Here is a 19,108-nt window from a genome sequence, read left to right on the forward strand (position 1 = left end):
CAAGGTGACCGGCGTGGCCGAGGCCGGGCAGCGCGTCATGTGCAGCGTCGCCCTGGCGCTGGAGGCGGCGGCGATGGGCGCCCACATGGTGCGCGTGCACGACGTCGCCGCCACGGTGCAGGCGCTGCGCATGGGCGCGGCCCTGCGCGCCGGGTGGCAGGAGGCGCCCGGCGCGTGACGCCGGGCCGCAGCCTGCCGGCCCGGCCGGATGGGAAGCGCGGCCCTCCCGGCCGCGGTCGGCGCCCTATCCGGTGATGCCGGCGCGGCGCGCCACCTCCGCCCAGGATTCCGTCTCCCGCCGCAGCCCGCCACCCCGGCCCCGCCGCGCCCGGCGCCGCCCCTGCCGCTGCCCCCGCCGCCGGTGCCGCCGCCGCCCGAGCCCGCCCAGCAGCCCGGCACCGGCCAGACGCCGCCCACCCGCAACCCGCAGGAGCGCTCGCAGTCGGTGCTGAACACGCTGGAGCGCCTGCGCGCCGCCCAGCAGCAATCCCAGCCGCCCACCGCGCGGCCCAACCCGGCCCCCGGCGCGCCGCAGCAGGGCGGCGGGGCGCCGCAGGGCACCGCCAGCCTGACGGCCGGCGAGCGCGCCGGCCTGGCCGACAAGATCAGCGAGTGCTGGAGCGTGGACGCCGGCGCGCCCGGCCTGAACCAGATCACGGTGGAGCTGCGGGTGGAGGTGGATGCCGGCGGCGTGGTGCGCGTGGTGCGCCCCAACGGCGCCGTGCCCGGCGACCCGCGCGCCCGCATGGTGTACGAGGCCGCGCGCCGCGCCCTGCTGGACCCGCGCTGCAACCCGCTGCCCTTGCCGCGCGAGCGTCTGGCCGCGCTGCGCGACGCCGTGTTCCGCTTCCGGCCGAGCGACCTGGGGCTGCGCTGAACCCTCCCTTGACCCCCGCCCCGGGGCAGCGCAGTTCCATGCCGACCAGATTTGCGGGAGCCGCCCCGACGTGACCGACCTTTCCCTCCGCCGCCGCCACCTGCTGGCCGCGGCCGGCATCCTCGCCGCGCCGCTGCCCGCGCTGGGGCAGGGCACCGTGATCGACATCACCCGCGCCCGCACCGACCCCATCCCCATCGCCATCCCCGACATGGCCGGCGGGGCGCTGGGGGCGCAGATCAGCCGCGTCATCGCCAACAACCTGCGCAGCAGCGGCCTGTTCCGCCCCGTCGAGCGCGCGGCCTTCATCCAGAACGCCGAGGCCGCGGCCGCCACCCCGCGCTTCCAGGACTGGCGCGTGATCGGCGCCACCGCCCTGGTCACCGGCCGCGTGGTGGAGAGCGGCGGCGCCTTCCGCGTCGAGTTCCGCCTGTGGGACGTGCTGCCCGAGCAGCAGGCGCTGGGCACCGCCTACAACACCACCCAGGCCAACTGGCGGCAGATCGCGCACATCATCTCCGACGACATCTACAAGCGGATGCTGGGCGAGGACGGCTACTTCAACACCCGCGTCGCCTACGTGAGCGAGACCGGCCCGCGCGACCGCCGGGTGCGCCGGCTGGCGCTGATGGACCAGGATGGCGAGAACCACCGCTTCCTCACCGACGGCCGCTTCCAGGCGCTGACGCCGCGCTTCCACCCCAACGCGCAGCAGATCGCCTTCATGTCCTATGAGCGCAACGAGCCGCGGGTGTACCTGTTCAATCTGCAGTCCGGCCACTCGGAGGTGCTGGGCTCCTTCGGCGGCATGACGCTGTCGCCGCGCTTCTCGCCCGATGGGCGCTCCGTGGTGCTGTCGGCCATGCGCGGGGGGGATGCGAACATCTACCTCGTGGACCTGGGCTCGCGGCGGGAACGCCAGCTCACCTCCGGCGGCGGGCTGGACGTCTCGCCCTGCTTCTCGCCCGATGGCGGGCAGATCGTGTTCAACTCCGACCGCGGCGGCGACCAGCAGCTCTACGTCATGGATGCCGGCGGCGGCGGGGCGCGGCGCATCTCCTTCGGCAACGGGCGCTACGCCACGCCGGTGTGGTCGCCGCGCGGCGACCTCATCGCCTTCACGCGCATCGCCCGCGGGCAGTTCGCCATCGGCGTGATGCGCCCCGACGGCTCGGGCGAGCGCATCCTCAGCGAGGGCTGGTCCATGGAGGCGCCGACCTTCGCCCCCAATGGCCGCGTGCTGATGTTCCACCGCGAAAGCCAGGCGCGCGGCGCGCGGGGCGAGGGCTACTCCGCCCGCCTCGCCTCCATCGACATCGCGGGGTTCAACGAGCGCCCGATCCCCACGCCGACCGACGCAACCGACCCCAGCTGGTCCTCGTTGCTCGGCTGACCAGCCTTGCGCGGGGCGGGAAGCTGCGGCCTTGAATCCGGCCACGCGCGGGGCTACCCATCCACGCAAGCTTTTGTTGCAACGCACCATGGGCGGGCGCCCGGCGCCCGTCCGCTGAGGAGAGAACCCCCGATGGCCGCCACCAAGCCCCTGCTCGCCGCGCTGATGGCCGCGGGCCTGCTCGCCGCCTGCTCCAACTCGGACGAGAACGCGGCCGCCACCGGCGCCGGCGGCGCCAGCCAGGCCAGCGGCGGTGCGATCCGCCCCGGCTCGCAGGAGGATCTGGTGGCGAACGTGGGCGACCGGGTGTTCTTCGACACCGACCGCTCCTCCATCCGCGGCGACCAGCGCCCGGTGCTGGAGCGCCAGGCGCGCTGGATGCAGACCAACGCCCAGGTGCAGGTGATGGTGGAGGGCCACGCCGACGAGCGCGGCACCCGCGAGTACAACCTGGCCCTGGGCCAGCGCCGCGCCAACGCCGCGCGCGACATTCTGGTGGCCTCCGGCGTCTCGGGCGCGCGCATCCAGACCATCTCCTACGGCAAGGACCGCCCGGACGCGCTGGGCTCCTCCGAGGACGCCTGGGCGCGCAACCGCCGCGCCGTCACCGCGGTGCGCTGAGGCGCCCCGCGACACCGCTTCGCGCTTCCGCGGGGGCTTCCTGATGGTTCCTTCTCCTCGACCTTCCGGCCCATCCCTGCGCGGCGCGGCCGCGACGGGCCTGCTGCTGGCGGCGCTGCTGCTGCCCGGCGCGGCCCGCGCGCAGATGGAGACGCGCGAGGGCATCGCGCTGCAGAACCAGATCCTCCAGCTGCGGCAGGAGATGGAGCAGATGCGCCGCGGCGGCGGCCCCGTCGCGCCGCCCGTCGCCTCCCGCGGGGGCGGCGGCGGCGAGCTGACCGGCCAGCTGCTGGAGCGCGTGCAGCGCCTGGAGGAGGAGGTGAGCCGCCAGCGCGGCCGCGCCGACGTGCTGGAGAACCAGAACGCCCGCCTGCGCGCCGAGCTGGAGAAGCTGCAAGGCGACATCGAGTTCCGCCTGTCGCGCGCCGAGGGCGGCACCCCGCCCCGCGGCGGCGCCGCCACCGCCGCGCCGCCGGCCGGCCCGCCCACCACCAGCACCGGCGCCCCGCCCCCCCGCACCCCCGAGCTGGCGCTGCGCGAGGGCCAGGCCGCCCTGGCCCGGCGCGACTACGCCGCCGCCGAGGCCGCGGCGCGCGAGGCGATCGGCACGCGCGGCGGCGCCGGCAACGTCAACGCGCAGCTGCTGCTGGGCGACGCGCTGGCTGGCCGGCGCGACTTCGGCAACGCCGCCATCGCCTACAACGAGGCCTACACCCGCGCCCGCACCGGCCCCCGCGCGCCGGAGGCGATGACCGGGCTGGCCGGGGCCTTCCTGGGCCTGAACAGCCGCCGCGAGGCCTGCGAGACGCTGGGCGAGCTGCGCTCCCAATTCCCCCGCCTGTCCGGCCCGGTGGCCGAGCGCGCCGAGGCGCTGCGCCGGCAGGGCCGCTGCGGCTGACCCCGCTCGGCGCGGCGGAGTTTGCGGCGCTGATGGCGCCGCTGGGGCCCTTCGGCCCCGCCCTGATGGTGGGCTGCTCCGGCGGCCCCGATTCGCTGGCGCTGATGTGGCTGGCGCATGGCTGGGCGCCGGGCCGGGTGACGGCCCTGGTGTGCGACCACGGGCTGCGCGCGGAATCCGCCGCCGAGGCCGCGGCGACCGTGGCGCAGCTTGCCGCGCGCGGCATCCCGGCGCGGCTGCTGCCGCTGGGGCTGGCGCCCGGCCCGCGCACCCAGGAACGCGCCCGCGCCGCCCGCCGCGCCGCCCTTCTGGGCGCCTGCGCCGCCGCCGGCGCCCTGCACCTGCTGCTGGCCCATCACGCCGAGGACCAGGCCGAGACCATCCTGATGCGCGCCCTGGCCGGCAGCGGCGCCATCGGCCTGGGTGGCATGTCCGCCCTGATCCCGGCGGCGGAGGCGCTGGTGCTGCGCCCGCTGCTGGGCGTGCCGCGCGCCCGGCTGCGCGCCACCTGCGCCGCCGCCGGGCTGCGCTGGCTGGACGACCCAGCCAACGCCGACCGGCGCTTCCTGCGCGCCCGGCTGCGCCAGGCCCCGCCGCGGCTGGACGCCGCCCCCTTCGCCCGGCGCCGCCAGCGGCTGGAAGCCGCGCTGGCCGAGCGGCTGGCGGCAGCGGCCGCCTTGGAAGCGGACGGCACCGCGTGGCTGGACCTCGCGGCGCTGGGCGCGGATGCGCTGGCGCGGCTGGCGCTGGGCCGCCTGGTGCGGGCGGTGGGGGGCGGGCGCCACCCGCCGGCGCCCGCCGCCGTCGCGGCGCTGCTGGCGCGCGGCCATGGCAGCCTGGGCGGGGCGGTGCTGCGCCGCGACGGCCGGCTGCGGCCGGAGGCGCGGATTGCGCCGGGCGCGCGGGCTTCCCATCTGAAGGGCCTGGGCCCGGCATCCGGGCCGCTGACGCTTTGTTTCGTTCCGCCGCTTCCCCCGTGCCAAAGCGCGGCGGACACCCTATCTTCATCTCATGCCGGCAGGATGGCCGGGAAAGAGGGACGCGCGACGTGAGCAATTTCGGCCGCAACCTGGCCCTGTGGGTGATCGTGGCGCTGCTGCTGGTGGCGCTGTTCAACCTGTTCCAGCCCGCGGGGCAGGGCGGGCGCGCCTCCATGCAGGTGGCCTACAGCGACTTCCTGAACGAGGTGAACGCGGGCCACGTGCGCGACGTGGTGATCCAGGGGCGCACCGTCTCCGGCCAGCTGGCCGATGGCCGCTCCTTCTCCACCTTCACGCCGGAGGACCCATCGCTGGTGGGCCGCCTGACGGAGAAGGGCATCCGCGTGGTGGCGCGGCCGGAGGAGAGCGAGGTCAACCCGCTGTTCCAGATCCTCATCTCCTGGTTCCCCATGCTGCTGCTGATCGGCGTGTGGATCTTCTTCATGCGCCAGATGCAGGGCGGCGGCGGCCGGGCCATGGGCTTCGGCAAGAGCCGCGCCAAGCTGCTGACGGAGAAGCACGGCCGCGTCACCTTCGAGGACGTGGCCGGCATCGACGAGGCCAAGCAGGAGCTGGAGGAGATTGTGGACTTCCTGCGCGACCCGCAGAAGTTCCAGCGCCTGGGCGGCAAGATCCCCAAGGGCGTGCTGCTGGTGGGCCCGCCGGGCACCGGCAAGACGCTGCTGGCGCGCTCCATCGCGGGCGAGGCCAACGTGCCCTTCTTCACCATCTCCGGCTCCGACTTCGTGGAGATGTTCGTGGGCGTCGGCGCCTCGCGCGTGCGCGACATGTTCGAGCAGGGCAAGAAGAACGCCCCCTGCCTGATCTTCATCGACGAGATCGACGCGGTGGGCCGCCACCGCGGCGCCGGGCTGGGCGGCGGCAATGACGAGCGCGAGCAGACGCTGAACCAGATGCTGGTGGAGATGGACGGCTTCGAGTCCAACGAGGGCGTCATCATCATCGCCGCCACCAACCGGCCCGACGTGCTGGACCCCGCGCTGCTGCGCCCCGGCCGCTTCGACCGGCAGGTGGTGGTGCCCAACCCCGACGTGGTGGGCCGCGAGAAGATCCTGCGCGTCCACATGCGCAAGGTTCCGCTGGCCTCCGACGTGGACCCCAAGACCATCGCCCGCGGCACCCCCGGCTTCTCGGGCGCCGACCTCGCCAACCTGGTGAACGAGGCCGCGCTGCTGGCCGCGCGCTCCGGCCGGCGCACCGTGGGCATGGCGGAGTTCGAGGCCGCCAAGGACAAGGTGATGATGGGCGCCGAGCGCCGCTCCCTGGTGATGAGCGACGACGAGAAGCGCATGACCGCCTACCACGAGGCCGGCCACGCCCTGGTCGCCATGAAGGAGGAGGAGTGCGACCCGGTTCACAAGGCCACCATCATCCCGCGCGGGCGCGCGCTGGGCCTGGTGATGAGCCTGCCGGCCGGCGACCGCTACTCCAAGCACAAGTCCAAGATGCACGCCGAGCTGGCGATGGCGATGGGCGGCCGCGTGGCCGAGGAGATTGTCTTCGGCTCCGACAAGGTGAGCAACGGCGCCTCGGGCGACATCAAGATGGCCACCAACCAGGCCCGCATGATGGTCACCGAATGGGGCATGAGCGACAAGCTGGGCATGGTCGCCTATGGCGAGAACAGCCAGGAGGTCTTCCTGGGCCATTCCGTCACCCAGTCCAAGAACCTGTCGGAGGAGACGGCCCGCCTGATCGACGCCGAGATCCGCGGCATCATCGACGGCGCCTATTCCCGCGCCAAGCGCATCCTCACGGAGAACCGGGAGGAGCTGGAGCGGCTGGCCAAGGGCCTGCTGGAGTACGAGACCCTGAGCGGCGACGAGATCCGCCAGGTGCTGCGGGGCGAGCCGGTGGTGCGCAACCGCCCGGACGAGCCGGCGAATGCCGGCCGCGGTTCGGTGCCCAGCAGCGGGCGCAACCCCCGGCCCGATGCGGGGGGATACAGCCCGCAGCCGGCGGGCTAACAGGAAAGGCGCCGCGAGGCGCCTTTTTTGTTGGGGGAAGCCCATGGAGTTCCTGGAGCCGCTGGGCCTGCTGCACGGCCCCGCCGCCCTCGCCGCCATCCGCGACGGCCGCGCCGCGCCGTTGCAGGGCGGCGCGGCCGCCTTCACCCTGCTGCGCGGCGAGGACGGCGCCTGGCGCCCGCTGGAGGACGCCCCGCCCGCCCTGACCCGCGCCCCGCCGCCCTTCGCCGGCCTGGTGCCGCCGCGCGCGCGCCCGCTGGTCATGGGCATCGTCAACTGCACCCCCGACAGCTTCAGCGGCGACGGGCTGGGCGCCGGCCACGCGGCCGCCATCGCCCGCGGCCTGCGCCTGCTGGAGGAGGGCGCCGACATCCTCGACATCGGCGGCGAGAGCACCCGCCCCGGCTCGGAGCCGGTGCCGGCGGAGGAGGAGATCGCCCGAATCCTGCCCGTGGTGCGGGAACTGGCGAAGTCCGGCCCGGTCAGCCTCGACACCCGCAACGCCCGCACCATGGCGGCCGGGCTGGAGGCAGGGGCGGAAATCGTGAACGACGTCAGCGCCGCCCGCCACGACCGCGACACGGTCCGCCTGCTGGCGCAGGCGCGCTGCCCCGTCATCCTGATGCATGCGCGCACCGCCGACCCCCGCACCATGCAGCAGGGCATCCACTACGACGACGCGGCGCGGGAGGTGGCGCGCTGGCTGGAAGGCCGCGTCGCCAGTCTGGAGGCGCTGGGCGTCGCGCGCTCCCGCATCGCGGTGGACCCCGGCATCGGCTTCGGCAAGCGCGTGCAGGACAACCTGGACCTGGTGGCCCGCCTGCCCATCCTGGCCAACCTGGGCTGCGCGATCCTGGTGGGCGCCAGCCGCAAGGGCTTCGTCGGCAAGGTGACCGGCGTGGCCGAGGCCGGGCAGCGCGTCATGGGCAGCGTCGCCCTGGCGCTGGAGGCGGCGGCGATGGGCGCCCACATGGTGCGCGTGCACGACGTCGCCGCCACGGTGCAGGCGCTGCGCATGGGCGCGGCCCTGCGCGCCGGGTGGCAGGAGGCGCCCGGCGCGTGACGCCGGGCCGCAGCCTGCCGGCCCGGCCGGATGGGAAGCGCGGCCATCCCGGCCGCGGTCGGCGCCCTATCCGGTGATGCCGGCGCGGCGCGCCACCTCCGCCCAGGATTCCGTCTCCCGCCGCAGCCGCTCGCCCAGCGCCTCGGCGCTGGAGGGGGCAAGGATGGCGCCGGCCTCCAGCGCGCGGGCGGCCAGGGCGGCGTCCGACACCACGGCGTGCAGCGCCTCCGACAGGCGCCGCGCCACCGGCTCCGGCACGCCGCGCGGGGCGAAGAGGGAGAACCAGACATTCAGCGGCAACCCGCCGAAGCCCTGCTCGCTGGCGGCGGGGATGTCGGGCAGGCCGGGGTGGCGCCGGTCGCTGGTGACGCACAGCGCCCGCAGCCGGCCGTCGCGCACCAGCGGCACCAGGGGCGGCGGCGAGTTGGTGTAGAACTGCACCCGCCCGGCGATGAGGTCGCGCATCGTCTCGCCGGTGCCGCGATAGGGGATGTGCAGCAGGTCCATCCCCGTGCGCAGCTTCAGGTACTCGGCCGAGAGGTGGTGCATGGAGCCGTTGCCGGCCGAGGCATAGGCCAGCTCGCCCGGCCGCGCCTTCGCCTGCGCCACGAATTCCGGCAGGGTGGCGGCCGGGACGGTGGGGTGCACGACGACAAGCTGCGGCGTGTCGGAGATCAGGCCCAGCGGCACGAAGTCGCGCATCGGCACGATGGCGCCCAGCCCGCCCACCGCCGCGCGCCCGGCCACCGTGCCGGCATAGCCGCACAGCAGCGTGGTGCCGTCGGCGCGGGCCGAGAGCACGGCCTGCAGCCCCACCACATCATTGCCGCCGGGCCGGTTCTCCACCACCACGGTGGCGCCGATCAGCCGGCCCAGCGGCTCGGCCACCAGGCGGGCGTTGAAGTCGGTGCCGCCGCCGGCGGGCGAGGGCACGATGATCGTCACCGGCCGGTCCTGCGCCAGGGCAGGGGTGGCCAGGGAGGCGAGCAGAAGGCTGCGGCGTCGCATCAGGGCATCCTCGCTGAGATTCCACCATCCACCAGCAATTCCGTGCCGGTGATGTGCCTGGCCTCGCCGCTGGCGAGGAACAGCACGGCATGGGCCACGTCCCAGCCATCGCCCATCTTCCCCATCGGCACCTGGGCGTCGCGCTTGGCGATCAGCGCCGCGGCGTCATTGGCGCCGAGCTGGCGGACCAGGCGGTGCTCGACCAGCGGCGTGTGCATCAGCCCGGGGATGACGGTGTTGCAGCGCACCCCGGCCCGCGCATGCTCCATCGCCACCGACTTCGACAGCGCGATGACCCCGTGCTTGGAGGCGCTGTAGGCGACGTGCGGCCGGTCCTCGCTCATCCGCAGGCAGGCGATGCTGGCGAGGTTGACGATGGCGCTGGGCGCGCGGGCCAGCAGGTGCGGCAGGGCGTGCTTGCAGCCCAGGAACACCGAGCGCAGGTTCATGTCCATCTGCGCGTCCCACGCCTCCTCGGGCATGGAGGCGGCGCCGCCGGGAGCCGAGCCGCCGACATTGTTGACCAGGATGTCCAGCCCGCCGAAGCGCGCCACGCAGGCTTCCACCGCCTCGCGAACCTCGTCGCTGCGGGTCACGTCGCAGGCATGGGCCTGGGCCTCGTGGCCCTCGCCGGTGATGATGGCGACCGTCTCGGCCACGGCGGCGGGGTTGATGTCGAGGCAGAAGACGCGGGCGCCCTGGCGGGCCAGCAGCACCGCCGTTGCCTTGCCATTGCCCCAGCCGGGGCCGACCGAGCCGGCCCCGGTGACGAGCGCCACCTTGCCGTCGAGCCTGAGCATCGCCGTTCCCTCCACCCTTTGCGCCATCCTGCGCCGCGGGCGGGGGGCGTCAAGTCACGGCGGCGGCTCGGCGCCCACCTGCTGCGTGATGCGCGCGTAGTGCTGCGGCCGGCGGTGGGAGGCGAAGTGGAACATCTTCTCCTTGCCCTGGCGGCAGAGGTCGAGGTCGCATTCGGCCAGGATCACCTCGTCCTCCAGCGTGCGCGCCTGCGCGGCGACCACCCCGTTGGGGTCCACGATGACCGAGCCGCCGATCAGCCCCGCCCCGTCCTCCAGGCCCGCCTTGGCCACGCTCACCGCCCAGGTGGCGTTCATGTAGGCATTGGCCTGCACCGCCAGGGTGGAGTGGAAGGTGCGCAGGGCCTCGTTCTCCGTCGTGCCGCCATTGGGGTCGTAGGCGGCGGAGTTGTAGCCCATCAGCATCAGCTCCACCCCTTGCAGGCCATAGCAGCGCCACGCCTCGGGCCAGCGGCGGTCGTTGCAGACCAGCATGCCCATCACCGCGCGGTGCCACTCGGCGGGGCCGCGGAAGGCGGGGAAGCCGAGGTCGCCGTAGTCGAAGTAGCGCTTCTCCAGCTGGTGGAAGCGATCGCCCGCACGCGGCTCGACCGAGCCGGGCAGGTGGACCTTGCGGTAGGTGCCCAGCACGGCGCCATCGGGGCCGACGGTGATGGCGGTGTTGAAGCGCCGCCCCTCCGGCGTGAGTTCCGCGAAGCCGAGGTAGAAGCCGACGCGGAGTTCCCGCGCGCGGTCGAACAGCGCCTGGCAGCCGGGGTTGGGCATGGCGCGCTCGAAGAAGGCGTCGCGCTCGGCATCGGAGAGCAGCCAGCGCGGGAAGAAGGTGGTCAGCGCCAGTTCGGGGAAGACGACGAGCTGCGCGCCGGAGCGCGCCGCCTGCTCCAGCAGGGCGATCAGGCGGTCCAACGTGTGGGCGCGGGTGTCGGCGCGCTGGATGGGGCCGGTCTGGGCGCCGGCCAGCGTCAGCACGCGCGCCATCAGCCCAGGAACCCCTCGCGGTGCTGGCGCGGCACGAAGCGCCCGGTGCCGGGCGTCGCCAGCACCTGCGCCCCATCCCACACGCAGTCGCCGCGCAGGAAGGTGGCGGCCACGCGCGCCGTCATCGCCATGCCGTCATAGGGCGACCAGCGCGCATCCTCGCGGTCCTGGATGGCGGTGGCGTCGAAGGCGAAGCTGCCGCGCTGCATCACGCACAGGTCGGCATCGGCGCCCACCCGGATGGCACCCTTCTTCGGGAACAGGCCGTGGAAGCGCGCCGGGCGCTCGGCGCAGAGGCTCGCCATCGTCTCCACCGGCAGGCCGCGCTGCTCCAGCAGGGTGAACATCAGCGGCGCGAAGCTCTGCATGCCCGTCAGCCCGGCGCCGACGGCGAAGATGTCGCCCGCGTATTCCTTGCGCGGCCGGGGCCAGGGCGCATGGTCGGTGGAGACATAGGCCACGCTGCCGGCGCGCACCGCGCCCCACATGCGCTCCACCTCCGCGGCGGTGCGGAAGGGCGGGTTGCACTTGCCGAAGCCCTGCAGGCGGACGAGGTCCTCCTCCGTCATGCACAGGTACTGGATGCAGGCCTCGCCGGTGGTGCGCGCGCCCATGGCGCGGAACATCGCCGCCAGCTCGAAGCCGCGCGCCAGCGAGGAATGGGCGATGTGGACGTGGCAGCCCGTCTCCAGCGCCATCTCGAAGATTTCCAGGTCCGCCATGCTCTCGGTGATCGGCGGGCGGGTGCGGGCGTGCATGATCGGGTGCGTCTCGCCCGCCGCCTTGGCCTGGGCGGTGAGGCGCTCCACCAGCTCCTGGTCCTCGTTGTGGATGGCGACCATGAGGTTGGAGGGCGCGATGGCGGCGAAGGCGCGCAGCATGGTCGGGTGGTCGATGCGCGGGAAGCGCACGGCGTCGTATTCGTAGGTGGAGAGCTTGAAGGAGCACACCCCGCCCTCGATGAGGCCGGCGATGTCCTCCGTGTTCCCATCCTTCCGGATGGTGCCGTAGAGCGCCATGTCCACGTGGCTCAGCCGCTCCACGTGCTCGATCTTGTCGGCGAGGATGGCGGCATCCGTCACCGGGCGCGGCACGTCATAGGGCATGTCCACGCAGGTGGTGACGCCCCCGGCGGCGGCGGAGCGCGAGGCGCCCTCGATGCCCGGCCAGCCGGTGGAGCTGGAGGTGTGCATGTGCCCGTCCACCAGGCCAGGGAACACCAGCATGCCCCGGTGGTCGGCCACCTCCCGCCCCGCGGGCGGCGCGCCCTGGCCGATGGCGGCGATGCGCCCGCCGCGCGCCAGCAGCCAGCCATCCGCCAGCACGCCGTCCGGCAGCACCAGCTCGCCGCGGATCACCCGTTCGTCGTCCATCACCCCATCCCCGTCCCGAAGGCCAAATCCGCCGCCTCGCGCGCCAGCCGCGCGGCGTCCGTCTCGCGTTCCGTGTTCCAGGCCAGCGCCACGCCCACCGCGGTCACCCGCCCCGCCAGCTCGCGGAAGGCGACGCCGGGCGGGCGCAGCTGCGCGATGCCGGAGGACACCAGCGCCACCCCGAAGCCCGCCGCCACGAAGGCCAGCTGCGCCATGGCGGAACCGGCCTCGCGCATCGCGCGGGGCTCGAACCCCGCGTCGCGGCAGGCCTGCACCTGGCGGTCGAAATAGGCCGGCGAGATGGAGCGCGGCAGCGCCACCAGCGGCTCCTCCGCCAGCTTCGCCAGCTCCAGCGCGCCGTCGCCGGCGGCCAGCCGGTGCCCCTCGGGCAGGGCGGCCAGCAGCCGGTCGGCGCCCAGCGGCTGCACGCCGAAGGGCGGGTGCGCGGCGTCCAGCCGCACCAGGGCGAAGTCCACCTCGCCCCTTCGCAGGGCTTCCAGGCTGTCGGTGGTGTCCATCTCCTGCACGCCCAGCGCGGCGTCGGGGCGCAGGGCGCGCAGGGCACGGGCCAGAGGCGGCAGGAAGCCGAACAGGGCGGAGGTGACGCAGGCCATCGCCATCGGCGCGTGGCGGCCGGCGCGCAGCTCCAACGCCAGGGCCTCGGCGCGCTTCGCGTCCTCCACGATGCGCCGCAGGATGGGGATCAGCGCCTCGCCCTCGCGCGTCGGGCGGGTGCCGCCGCGGCCGCGCTCCAGCAGGCGCACGCCCAGCTCGGCCTCCAGCGCCTGGATCTGCGCCGTCAGCGGCGGCTGCGACAGGCCCAGCCGCGCGGCGGCACGGCCGAAATGCCCTTCCTCCGCCACCGCGAGGAAGTGGCCCATCCGGCGCAGCGAGCGGAAATCCACCATGGCGCGTATCATGCGATACGAAACCGCTATGGAAAACCCGGCGGCTTCGGAATGGACGAAGCGGCGAAGCGGGCCGAAAAAGGCCCATCATCCGAAGCGGGAGAGGATAGCCCCATGCAGATGCACGACGTGAAGGTCCACCCCTCGAAGGCGCTGCTGAAGCGCGAGGACCAGCTGGCCTGGAAGATGGCCGGCGTCGCCACCGACAAGGTGGCGGTGCCGCGCGAGGTGACGGAGATGATCATCAACCGGATCATCGACAACGCCTCCGTCGCCATCGCCTCGGTCAACCGCCGCCCGGTCGTCTCGGCGCGCGGCATGGCGCTGGGCCACGGCAAGAAGGCGGGCGGCGCCACGGTGTTCGGCCTGCCCTCCGGCACCACCGTCTCGCCCGAATGGGCGGCCTGGGCCAACGGCACCGCGGTGCGCGAGCTGGACTACCACGACACCTTCCTGGCGGCCGACTACTCCCACCCCGGCGACAACATCCCGCCCATCCTGGCGGTCGGCCAGGCGATGGGGCGCTCGGGCAAGGACCTGATCCGCGGCATCGCCACGGGGTATGAGCTGCACATCAACCTGGTGCGCGCCATCTGCCTGCACGAGCACAAGGTGGACCACATCGCCCACCTCTGCCCCGCCGCGGCGGCCGGCATCGGCACCCTGCTGGGGCTGAAGCAGGAGGTGGTGTTCCAGTCCATCCAGCAGGCGCTGCACACCTCCGTCTCCTTCCGCCAGTCCCGCAAGGGCGAGATCTCCTCCTGGAAGGCCTACGCCCCGGCCCATGCCGGCAAGCTGGCCATCGAGGCGGTGGACCGCTGCATGCGCGGCGAGGGCGCGCCGAGCCCGATCTACGAGGGCGAGGACAGCGTGATCGCCTGGGTGCTGTCGGGCCGCACCCAGGCCGACAGCCAGGGCCGCAAGACCGTCTACGACCCCACCTACTACCAGGTGCCGCTGCCCGGCCCCGGCGAGGCCAAGCGCGCCATCCTGGACAGCTACACCAAGGAGCACTCGGCGGAGTACCAGTCCCAGGCGCTGATCGACCTCGCCTTCCGCATGAAGGAGCAGGTCACCGACTTCGAGGCGATCGAGAAGATCACCATCCACACCAGCCACCACACCCACTACGTGATCGGCACCGGCGCCAACGACCCGCAGAAGATGGACCCCAAGGCCAGCCGCGAGACGCTGGACCACTCCATCATGTACATCTTCGCCGTCGCCCTGCAGGACGGGCGCTGGCACCACGTGGACAGCTACGCCCCCAAGCGCGCCCAGCGCGCCGACACGGTGCGCCTGTGGCACAAGATCGAGACGCGCGAGGACCCGGCCTGGACGGAGAAGTACCACTCCCGCGACCCGGAGACGCTGAGCTTCGGCGGCCGGGTGGAGATCCTGATGAAGGACGGCAGCACCATCGTGGACGAGCTGGGCGTGGCCAATGCCCACCCGCGCGGCGCCCGCCCCTTCGCGCGGGAGCAGTACATCGGCAAGTTCCGCATGCTGACCGACGGCCTCATCTCCGCCCGCGAGAGCGCGCGCTTCCTGGCCGACGTGCAGGACCTGGCGCGCATCCCGGCCGGCGAGCTGGCGGTGCTGAACGTGGCGATGCCGCGCGGCGCCCTGGCCGAGAGCAAGCCGGGCATCTTCTGAGGCCCCGGCCGGGGGCGATCCGCCCTTGGCGGTGGATCGTCCCCGAAGCCGCAAAGGCCGGGCGCCCGCCGCGCCCGGCCCGACCCCCACGAGGAGAGGAAAGCCGATGAGCGAACAGATCGAGGTCCGCAAGGGCCTGGTCGGCGTCTATGCCGACGAGTCCACCATCTCCAAGGTGATGCCCGAAACCAACTCGCTGACCTATCGCGGCTACGCCGTGCAGGATCTGTGCGAGGAGGCCAGCTTCGACGAGACCGCCTTCCTGCTGTGGAACGGCGAGCTGCCGACGAAGGCGCAGCTTTCCGCCTTCCAGGCCGAGGAGAAGGCCAACCGCGCGCTGAGCCCGGCCCTGCTGCGGGTGCTGCGGGAGTTCCCGCGCGACGCCCACCCGATGGACGCCATCCGCACCGCCGTGTCCTTCATGGGCATGGAGGACCCGGACACCGCCGACGTGGGCGAGGCGGCGCAGCGGCGCAAGGCGATGCGCCTGCTGGCGAAGATCCCCGTCGCCGTGGCCGCCGCGCACCGGCTGAGCAAGGGGCAGGAGCCCATCGCCCCCGACGCCTCGCTGCCCTTCTGCGAGAACTTCTTCCACATGGTGTTCGGCAAGGTGCCGCAGCCGGAGGTCATCAAGGCCTTCGACGTGAGCATGATCCTCTACGCCGAGCACACCTTCAACGCCTCCACCTTCACCGCGCGCACCATCACCTCCACCATGGCGGACATGCACGGCGCCATCACCGGCGGCATCGCAGCACTCAAGGGCCCGCTGCACGGCGGCGCCAACGAGGCGGTGATGCACATGCTCAAGGAGATCCCTTCGCCCGAGGCGGCGGCGGAGTGGCTGGAAGGCAAGTTCGACCACAAGGCGCTGGTGATGGGCTTCGGCCACCGCGTCTACAAGAACGGCGACTCCCGCGTGCCCACCATGAAGAAGTACGCCGAGGTGATGGCCCGCGTGGTGGGCGACGAGCGCTGGATGCGCACCTCCGCCGTGCTGGCGGACATCATGCTCACGCGCAAGAACATCCACCCGAACCTCGATTTCCCGGCCGGGCCCGCCTACTACCTGATGGGCTTCGACATCCCGCTGTTCACGCCGATCTTCGTGTGCTCGCGCATCACCGGCTGGGCGGCGCACGTGATCGAGCAGGGCAAGGACAACCGGCTGATCCGCCCGCTCTCGCTCTACACCGGCGTCGAGCAGCGCAAGGTGACTCCCCTCGCGCAGCGCGGCTGATTCAGCGTCGCGTCACGCAGGCCGCGCGAGGTGACTCGCGCGGCCTTTTTGATTCACGCGCGACGAAAATGCGCGCGTGGATGCAGAATGTGTTTGACACGCAACTCGCCGATTCAGATAGCGTTCCGCGTGTGCGCAGCGCACGTCGATTCGTCCAGCAACACGCGGCAGCGCGAAGGTGGACGACGAAGCGTCGAGGCGAACGCGCAGCAGGAAGGACGATCCTTGCCTCTCGGACCGGATCACGCATCGCGACGGACCACGCGGCTGGCGGAACGCCGCCGCGCTCGACGTGCGGGCGCTCCTTCCACCCATCCCCTCACCACCCGACGCGGCCCCGCGCCGCACACCACGCGCGCGACGCGCGCCAGGGAGACCCAGTGATGACCGACACCACCGAGACCGCGCCGCGCGCCATGGCGATGGCGATGAGCACCACGCGCCGCACCAGCACGGCGAAGAAGCCCGCCGCCACCTCCGCGCGCAGCCGCGTCGCCGGCGGCGCCAAGAAGGCGGCGCCCGCGAAGAAGGCCGCGCCGGCCAAGAAGGCGGCGCCCGCGAAGAAGGCGGCGCCGGCCAAGAAGGCGACCACCGCACGCAAGGCCGCGCCCGCGAAGAAGGCGGCGCCCGCGAAGAAGGCGAGCACCGCGCGCAAGGCCGCGCCGGCAAAGAAGGCCGCGCCCGCCAAGAAGGCCGCGCCGAAGAAGGCCGCCGCCGCCAAGAAGCCGGCCGCCCGCAAGGCCGCCGCGCCCGCGAAGAAGGCCGCGCCGAAGAAGGCCGCCGCCGCCAAGAAGCCGACTGCCCGCAAGGCCGCCGCGCCCGCGAAGAAGGCCGCGCCCGCCCGCAAGGCCGCCGCGCCGAAGAAGGACCCGGCGCTGGTCGAGCGCGCGAAGAAGGCGGCCGCCACCCGCGCCGCCAAGAAGGCCGCCGCCGCGCAGGCTGCCGCCGCCCCCGCCGCTCCTGCCGCGGGCGAGACGCCGGCCACCTGAGCCACGCCGCGGCGTGAGCCCATCCGGGCGTCGCCCCCCGCAAAGGGGGCGGCGCCCTTTCCTTATCCGAAGGTGGCCAGCAGGTCGTCCACCTGCGCCGGGCTCAGCACCCGCGCCCCGGCGCCGCGCAGCATCAGCGCCAGCTTCGCCGCTTCCTCCAGCTCCTCCGCCGCCGCCACCGCGTCCGCCAGCGTCGCCGCGCTCACCACCGGGCCGTGGTTGGCCAGCAGCATCGCCCTGGCGCCCAGCGCCGCCGCGCGCACCGCGGGCTCCATCGCCGCGTCGCCGGGGCGGTGATACGGCACCACCGGCAGGCGCCGGCCCACGCGCATCACGAAATAGGGCGTCAGCGGCGGGATCGGCGCGTCCTCGCCCGGCGCGGCGAGGCAGGAGATGGCGGTGGCGCAGGTGGAGTGCAGGTGCACCACCGCCCCCGCCTCCGGCCGCGCCTCCAGCACGGCGCGGTGCAGGAACACCTCCTTGCTCGGCCGGTCGCCCGAGACGTGGTTCCACGCCGCGTCCAGCTTGCTCAGGCGCGCCGCCTCCAGCCGCCCCAGCGAGGAATTGGTGGGCGTCATCAGGAACCCGTCGGGCAGGCGCACGCAGATGTTGCCCGCGCTGCCCACGCTGTAGCCGCGCGCGAACAGCGAGGCGCCGAGCTCCACCAGCAGCGCGCGCTGCGCCGCCTCATCCATGCTCGAAGGCCCGCACGAACATGTCGCGGCCGCCGAAATTGCCGCTCTTGAGCGCCAGGCGCATGCCGCCCTGGGCGTCGGTCCAGCACCAGGGCACGCCGGGGTCGATCTCCGCGCCGATGCGCAAGGACCGCACGCCCAGCCGCTGCACCACCGCCCCGGAGGTCTCGCCGCCCGCCACCAGCAGGCGGCGCACGCCGCGCGCCACCAGTGCCTCGGCGATGCCGGCCATCGCCTCCTCCACCAGCGCCCCCGCCGCCTCGCGCCCCAGCCGCGCCTGCAAGGCCTGCACCCGCTCCGGCGCGGCGGAGCCGGCGATGACGACGGGCCGCGCGTCGGACAGCTTGTCCTCCATCCAGGCCGTTGCCTGCGCCACCAGCGCGGCGGCGTCCGGGGTGGCCAGCGCGTCCAGCTCCAGCGTCGGCACCTCGCCCCGCGCGAAGCCGAGCTGCCCGAGCGTGGCGCGCGAGCACGAGCCCGCCACCACCGCGCAGGCGCCGGCCGCGGCGGGCAGCGCACCGGCGTCCGCGCGCTCCTCCAGCAGGCCGGCGCGGCGGAAGTTCGCTGGCAGCCCCATGGCGATGCCGCTGCCGCCGGTGATGAGCGGGTGCTGCGCGCAGGCCGCGCCCAGCGCTACCAGGTGCGCGTCGGTCACCGCGTCGGCCACCACCAGCCGCTTGCCCCACTCGCTCAGCCTGGCCAGCTCGCGCCGGATGGCGGCCTCGCCCGCCTCCACCACCGCGAAGGGCAGCAGGCCGACGCTGCCGGCGCTCTGCCGCGCCAGCACGCGCACCAGGTTGGGGTCGGTCATCGGCGTCAGCGGGTGGTCCTGCATGCCGCTCTCGCTCAGCAGCGCCTGGCCGACGAACAGGTGGCCCTGGAACACCGTGCGGCCATTGGTGGGGAAGGCCGGGCAGGCGATGGCCACCGAGCCCTGGAGGCGGTCCAGCAGCGCCTCCGCCACCGGGCCGATGTTGCCGGCATCGGTGCTGTCGAAGGTGGAGCAGTACTTGTGCAGCACCTGCCGGGCGCCCGCGGCCAGCAACGCCTCGCAGGCCGCCAGCGACTGCGCCACCGCCTCGGCGGGGGGGATGGTGCGCGACTTCAGCGCCACCACCACCGCGTCGGCCTCCGGCAGCGGCCCGTCCGGCACGCCGATGACCTGCACGGTGCGCATCCCGTTGCGGACCAGCATGGAGGCGAGGTCGGTCGCGCCGGTGAAGTCGTCGGCGATGCAGCCCAGCAGAGGCATGGGACGGTTTTCCCCTTGAAGCGGCGGTGGTCACGGGCAACATGCCGCGCATGAGCGACCCCCGCCAGAGGCCCGTCCTGGACATGACGCCGGAGGGCGAGTTCCGCGACCCGCCGCGCCCGTCGCGGCTGGACCTGCTGCTGGCGCGCACCGGCGGCATCGCCGTGCTGGTGCTGCTGGCCACCGGCGGGCTGGTGCTGGCCGCGGTGGCGGTGTTCTTCGCCGCCCTGCTGCTGCCGGTGGTGGTGGCGGCCGGGGTGGTGGCCTTCGTCTCCTTGTGGTGGCGGGCGCGGCGGCTGCGCCGGCAGGGGCTGGACCCGCGGGTGTTCCGCGTCGTGGTGCGCCGCTGACGGGGCAGCTGCCCTTCGGCC

The 19,108-nt window shown here is 73.9% G+C and carries 18 protein-coding genes; 11 read left to right on the forward strand and 7 right to left on the reverse strand.

Features of this window, described 5'->3' with window-relative positions; genetic code table 11:
- The first annotated feature begins 361 nt into the window (after positions 1-361).
- The 7 genes from ACI6QG_RS09115 to folP all read left to right on the forward strand — a co-directional run bounded on the left by ACI6QG_RS09115 (position 362) and on the right by folP (position 7,820).
- Positions 362-877, forward strand: a complete 516-nt coding sequence (locus ACI6QG_RS09115; protein WP_407024282.1) for a cell envelope integrity TolA family protein — start codon at positions 362-364, stop codon at positions 875-877.
- Positions 878-947: 70 nt separating this feature from the next.
- On the forward strand, positions 948-2,270 hold the full coding sequence (gene tolB / locus ACI6QG_RS09120; protein ID WP_407024283.1) for a Tol-Pal system beta propeller repeat protein TolB: 1,323 nt from the start codon (positions 948-950) through the stop codon (positions 2,268-2,270).
- Between the two features lie 132 nt (positions 2,271-2,402).
- The gene (pal, locus tag ACI6QG_RS09125; protein WP_407024284.1) at positions 2,403-2,891 is read left to right on the forward strand and encodes a peptidoglycan-associated lipoprotein Pal; all 489 of its coding nucleotides are present in this window, start codon (positions 2,403-2,405) and stop codon (positions 2,889-2,891) included.
- A 43-nt stretch (positions 2,892-2,934) separates the two neighbouring features.
- A complete protein-coding gene (locus ACI6QG_RS09130) occupies positions 2,935-3,789 on the forward strand; it encodes a tol-pal system YbgF family protein (RefSeq protein WP_407024285.1) in 855 nt (284 codons plus the stop codon).
- A 32-nt stretch (positions 3,790-3,821) separates the two neighbouring features.
- A complete protein-coding gene (gene tilS, locus ACI6QG_RS09135; RefSeq protein WP_407024286.1) occupies positions 3,822-4,841 on the forward strand; it encodes a tRNA lysidine(34) synthetase TilS in 1,020 nt (339 codons plus the stop codon).
- Positions 4,838-6,757 carry an ATP-dependent zinc metalloprotease FtsH gene (gene ftsH / locus ACI6QG_RS09140; RefSeq protein ID WP_407024287.1) on the forward strand — a complete coding sequence of 640 codons (1,920 nt, stop codon included), beginning with the start codon at positions 4,838-4,840 and terminating at the stop codon, positions 6,755-6,757. The genes tilS and ftsH overlap by 4 nt, the downstream gene beginning before the upstream one ends.
- Before the next feature lie 43 nt (positions 6,758-6,800).
- A complete protein-coding gene (gene folP / locus ACI6QG_RS09145; RefSeq protein WP_407024288.1) occupies positions 6,801-7,820 on the forward strand; it encodes a dihydropteroate synthase in 1,020 nt (339 codons plus the stop codon).
- A 66-nt stretch (positions 7,821-7,886) separates the two neighbouring features.
- On the opposite strand, the gene ACI6QG_RS09150 is transcribed toward folP, so the two are convergent.
- The 5 genes from ACI6QG_RS09150 to ACI6QG_RS09170 are packed head-to-tail and all read right to left on the reverse strand — an operon-like array spanning position 7,887 to position 12,905.
- Complete coding sequence (locus tag ACI6QG_RS09150; protein WP_407024289.1) at positions 7,887-8,828, reverse strand: Bug family tripartite tricarboxylate transporter substrate binding protein; 942 nt, start codon at positions 8,826-8,828, stop codon at positions 7,887-7,889.
- Positions 8,828-9,628, reverse strand: coding sequence for an SDR family NAD(P)-dependent oxidoreductase (locus tag ACI6QG_RS09155; protein ID WP_407024290.1), 801 nt, complete (start codon positions 9,626-9,628; stop codon positions 8,828-8,830). The genes ACI6QG_RS09150 and ACI6QG_RS09155 overlap by 1 nt, the downstream gene beginning before the upstream one ends.
- A 54-nt stretch (positions 9,629-9,682) precedes the next feature.
- A complete protein-coding gene (locus ACI6QG_RS09160; RefSeq protein WP_407024291.1) occupies positions 9,683-10,624 on the reverse strand; it encodes an N-carbamoyl-D-amino-acid hydrolase in 942 nt (313 codons plus the stop codon).
- Positions 10,624-11,997, reverse strand: coding sequence for a dihydroorotase (locus ACI6QG_RS09165; RefSeq protein ID WP_407024292.1), 1,374 nt, complete (start codon positions 11,995-11,997; stop codon positions 10,624-10,626). The genes ACI6QG_RS09160 and ACI6QG_RS09165 overlap by 1 nt, the downstream gene beginning before the upstream one ends.
- A complete protein-coding gene (locus tag ACI6QG_RS09170) occupies positions 11,997-12,905 on the reverse strand; it encodes a LysR family transcriptional regulator (protein WP_407024293.1) in 909 nt (302 codons plus the stop codon). Before ACI6QG_RS09170 ends, ACI6QG_RS09165 begins: the two co-directional genes overlap by 1 nt.
- 114 nt (positions 12,906-13,019) lie before the next feature.
- Here ACI6QG_RS09170 and ACI6QG_RS09175 point away from each other — a divergent pair, with 114 nt between their 5' ends.
- The 3 genes from ACI6QG_RS09175 (at position 13,020) to ACI6QG_RS09185 (ending at position 16,790) form a co-directional block, all read left to right on the forward strand.
- Positions 13,020-14,561 (forward strand): MmgE/PrpD family protein, encoded by a 1,542-nt coding sequence (locus tag ACI6QG_RS09175; protein WP_407024294.1) that lies wholly within the window; start codon positions 13,020-13,022, stop codon positions 14,559-14,561.
- Between the two features lie 106 nt (positions 14,562-14,667).
- Positions 14,668-15,801, forward strand: a complete 1,134-nt coding sequence (locus tag ACI6QG_RS09180; RefSeq protein WP_407024295.1) for a bifunctional 2-methylcitrate synthase/citrate synthase — start codon at positions 14,668-14,670, stop codon at positions 15,799-15,801.
- A gap of 80 nt (positions 15,802-15,881) precedes the next feature.
- Positions 15,882-16,790, forward strand: coding sequence for a hypothetical protein (locus tag ACI6QG_RS09185; protein WP_407024296.1), 909 nt, complete (start codon positions 15,882-15,884; stop codon positions 16,788-16,790).
- 62 nt (positions 16,791-16,852) lie between these two features.
- Here ACI6QG_RS09185 and otnC read toward each other — a convergent pair whose 3' ends face one another.
- Both otnC and otnK read right to left on the reverse strand, forming a co-directional pair.
- Positions 16,853-17,485 carry a 3-oxo-tetronate 4-phosphate decarboxylase gene (gene otnC, locus ACI6QG_RS09190; protein ID WP_407024297.1) on the reverse strand — a complete coding sequence of 211 codons (633 nt, stop codon included), beginning with the start codon at positions 17,483-17,485 and terminating at the stop codon, positions 16,853-16,855.
- Complete coding sequence (gene otnK / locus ACI6QG_RS09195; RefSeq protein ID WP_407024298.1) at positions 17,478-18,737, reverse strand: 3-oxo-tetronate kinase; 1,260 nt, start codon at positions 18,735-18,737, stop codon at positions 17,478-17,480. The genes otnC and otnK overlap by 8 nt, the downstream gene beginning before the upstream one ends.
- A gap of 50 nt (positions 18,738-18,787) precedes the next feature.
- Between otnK and ACI6QG_RS09200 the strand changes: the two genes are divergently transcribed.
- Entirely contained in the window at positions 18,788-19,087 is a 300-nt protein-coding gene (locus ACI6QG_RS09200; protein WP_407024299.1) for a hypothetical protein, read from the forward strand.
- Positions 19,088-19,108: the final 21 nt, after the last annotated feature.

This window comes from Sabulicella flocculans (assembly GCF_045449635.1).
GTDB lineage: Bacteria > Pseudomonadota > Alphaproteobacteria > Acetobacterales > Acetobacteraceae > Roseococcus.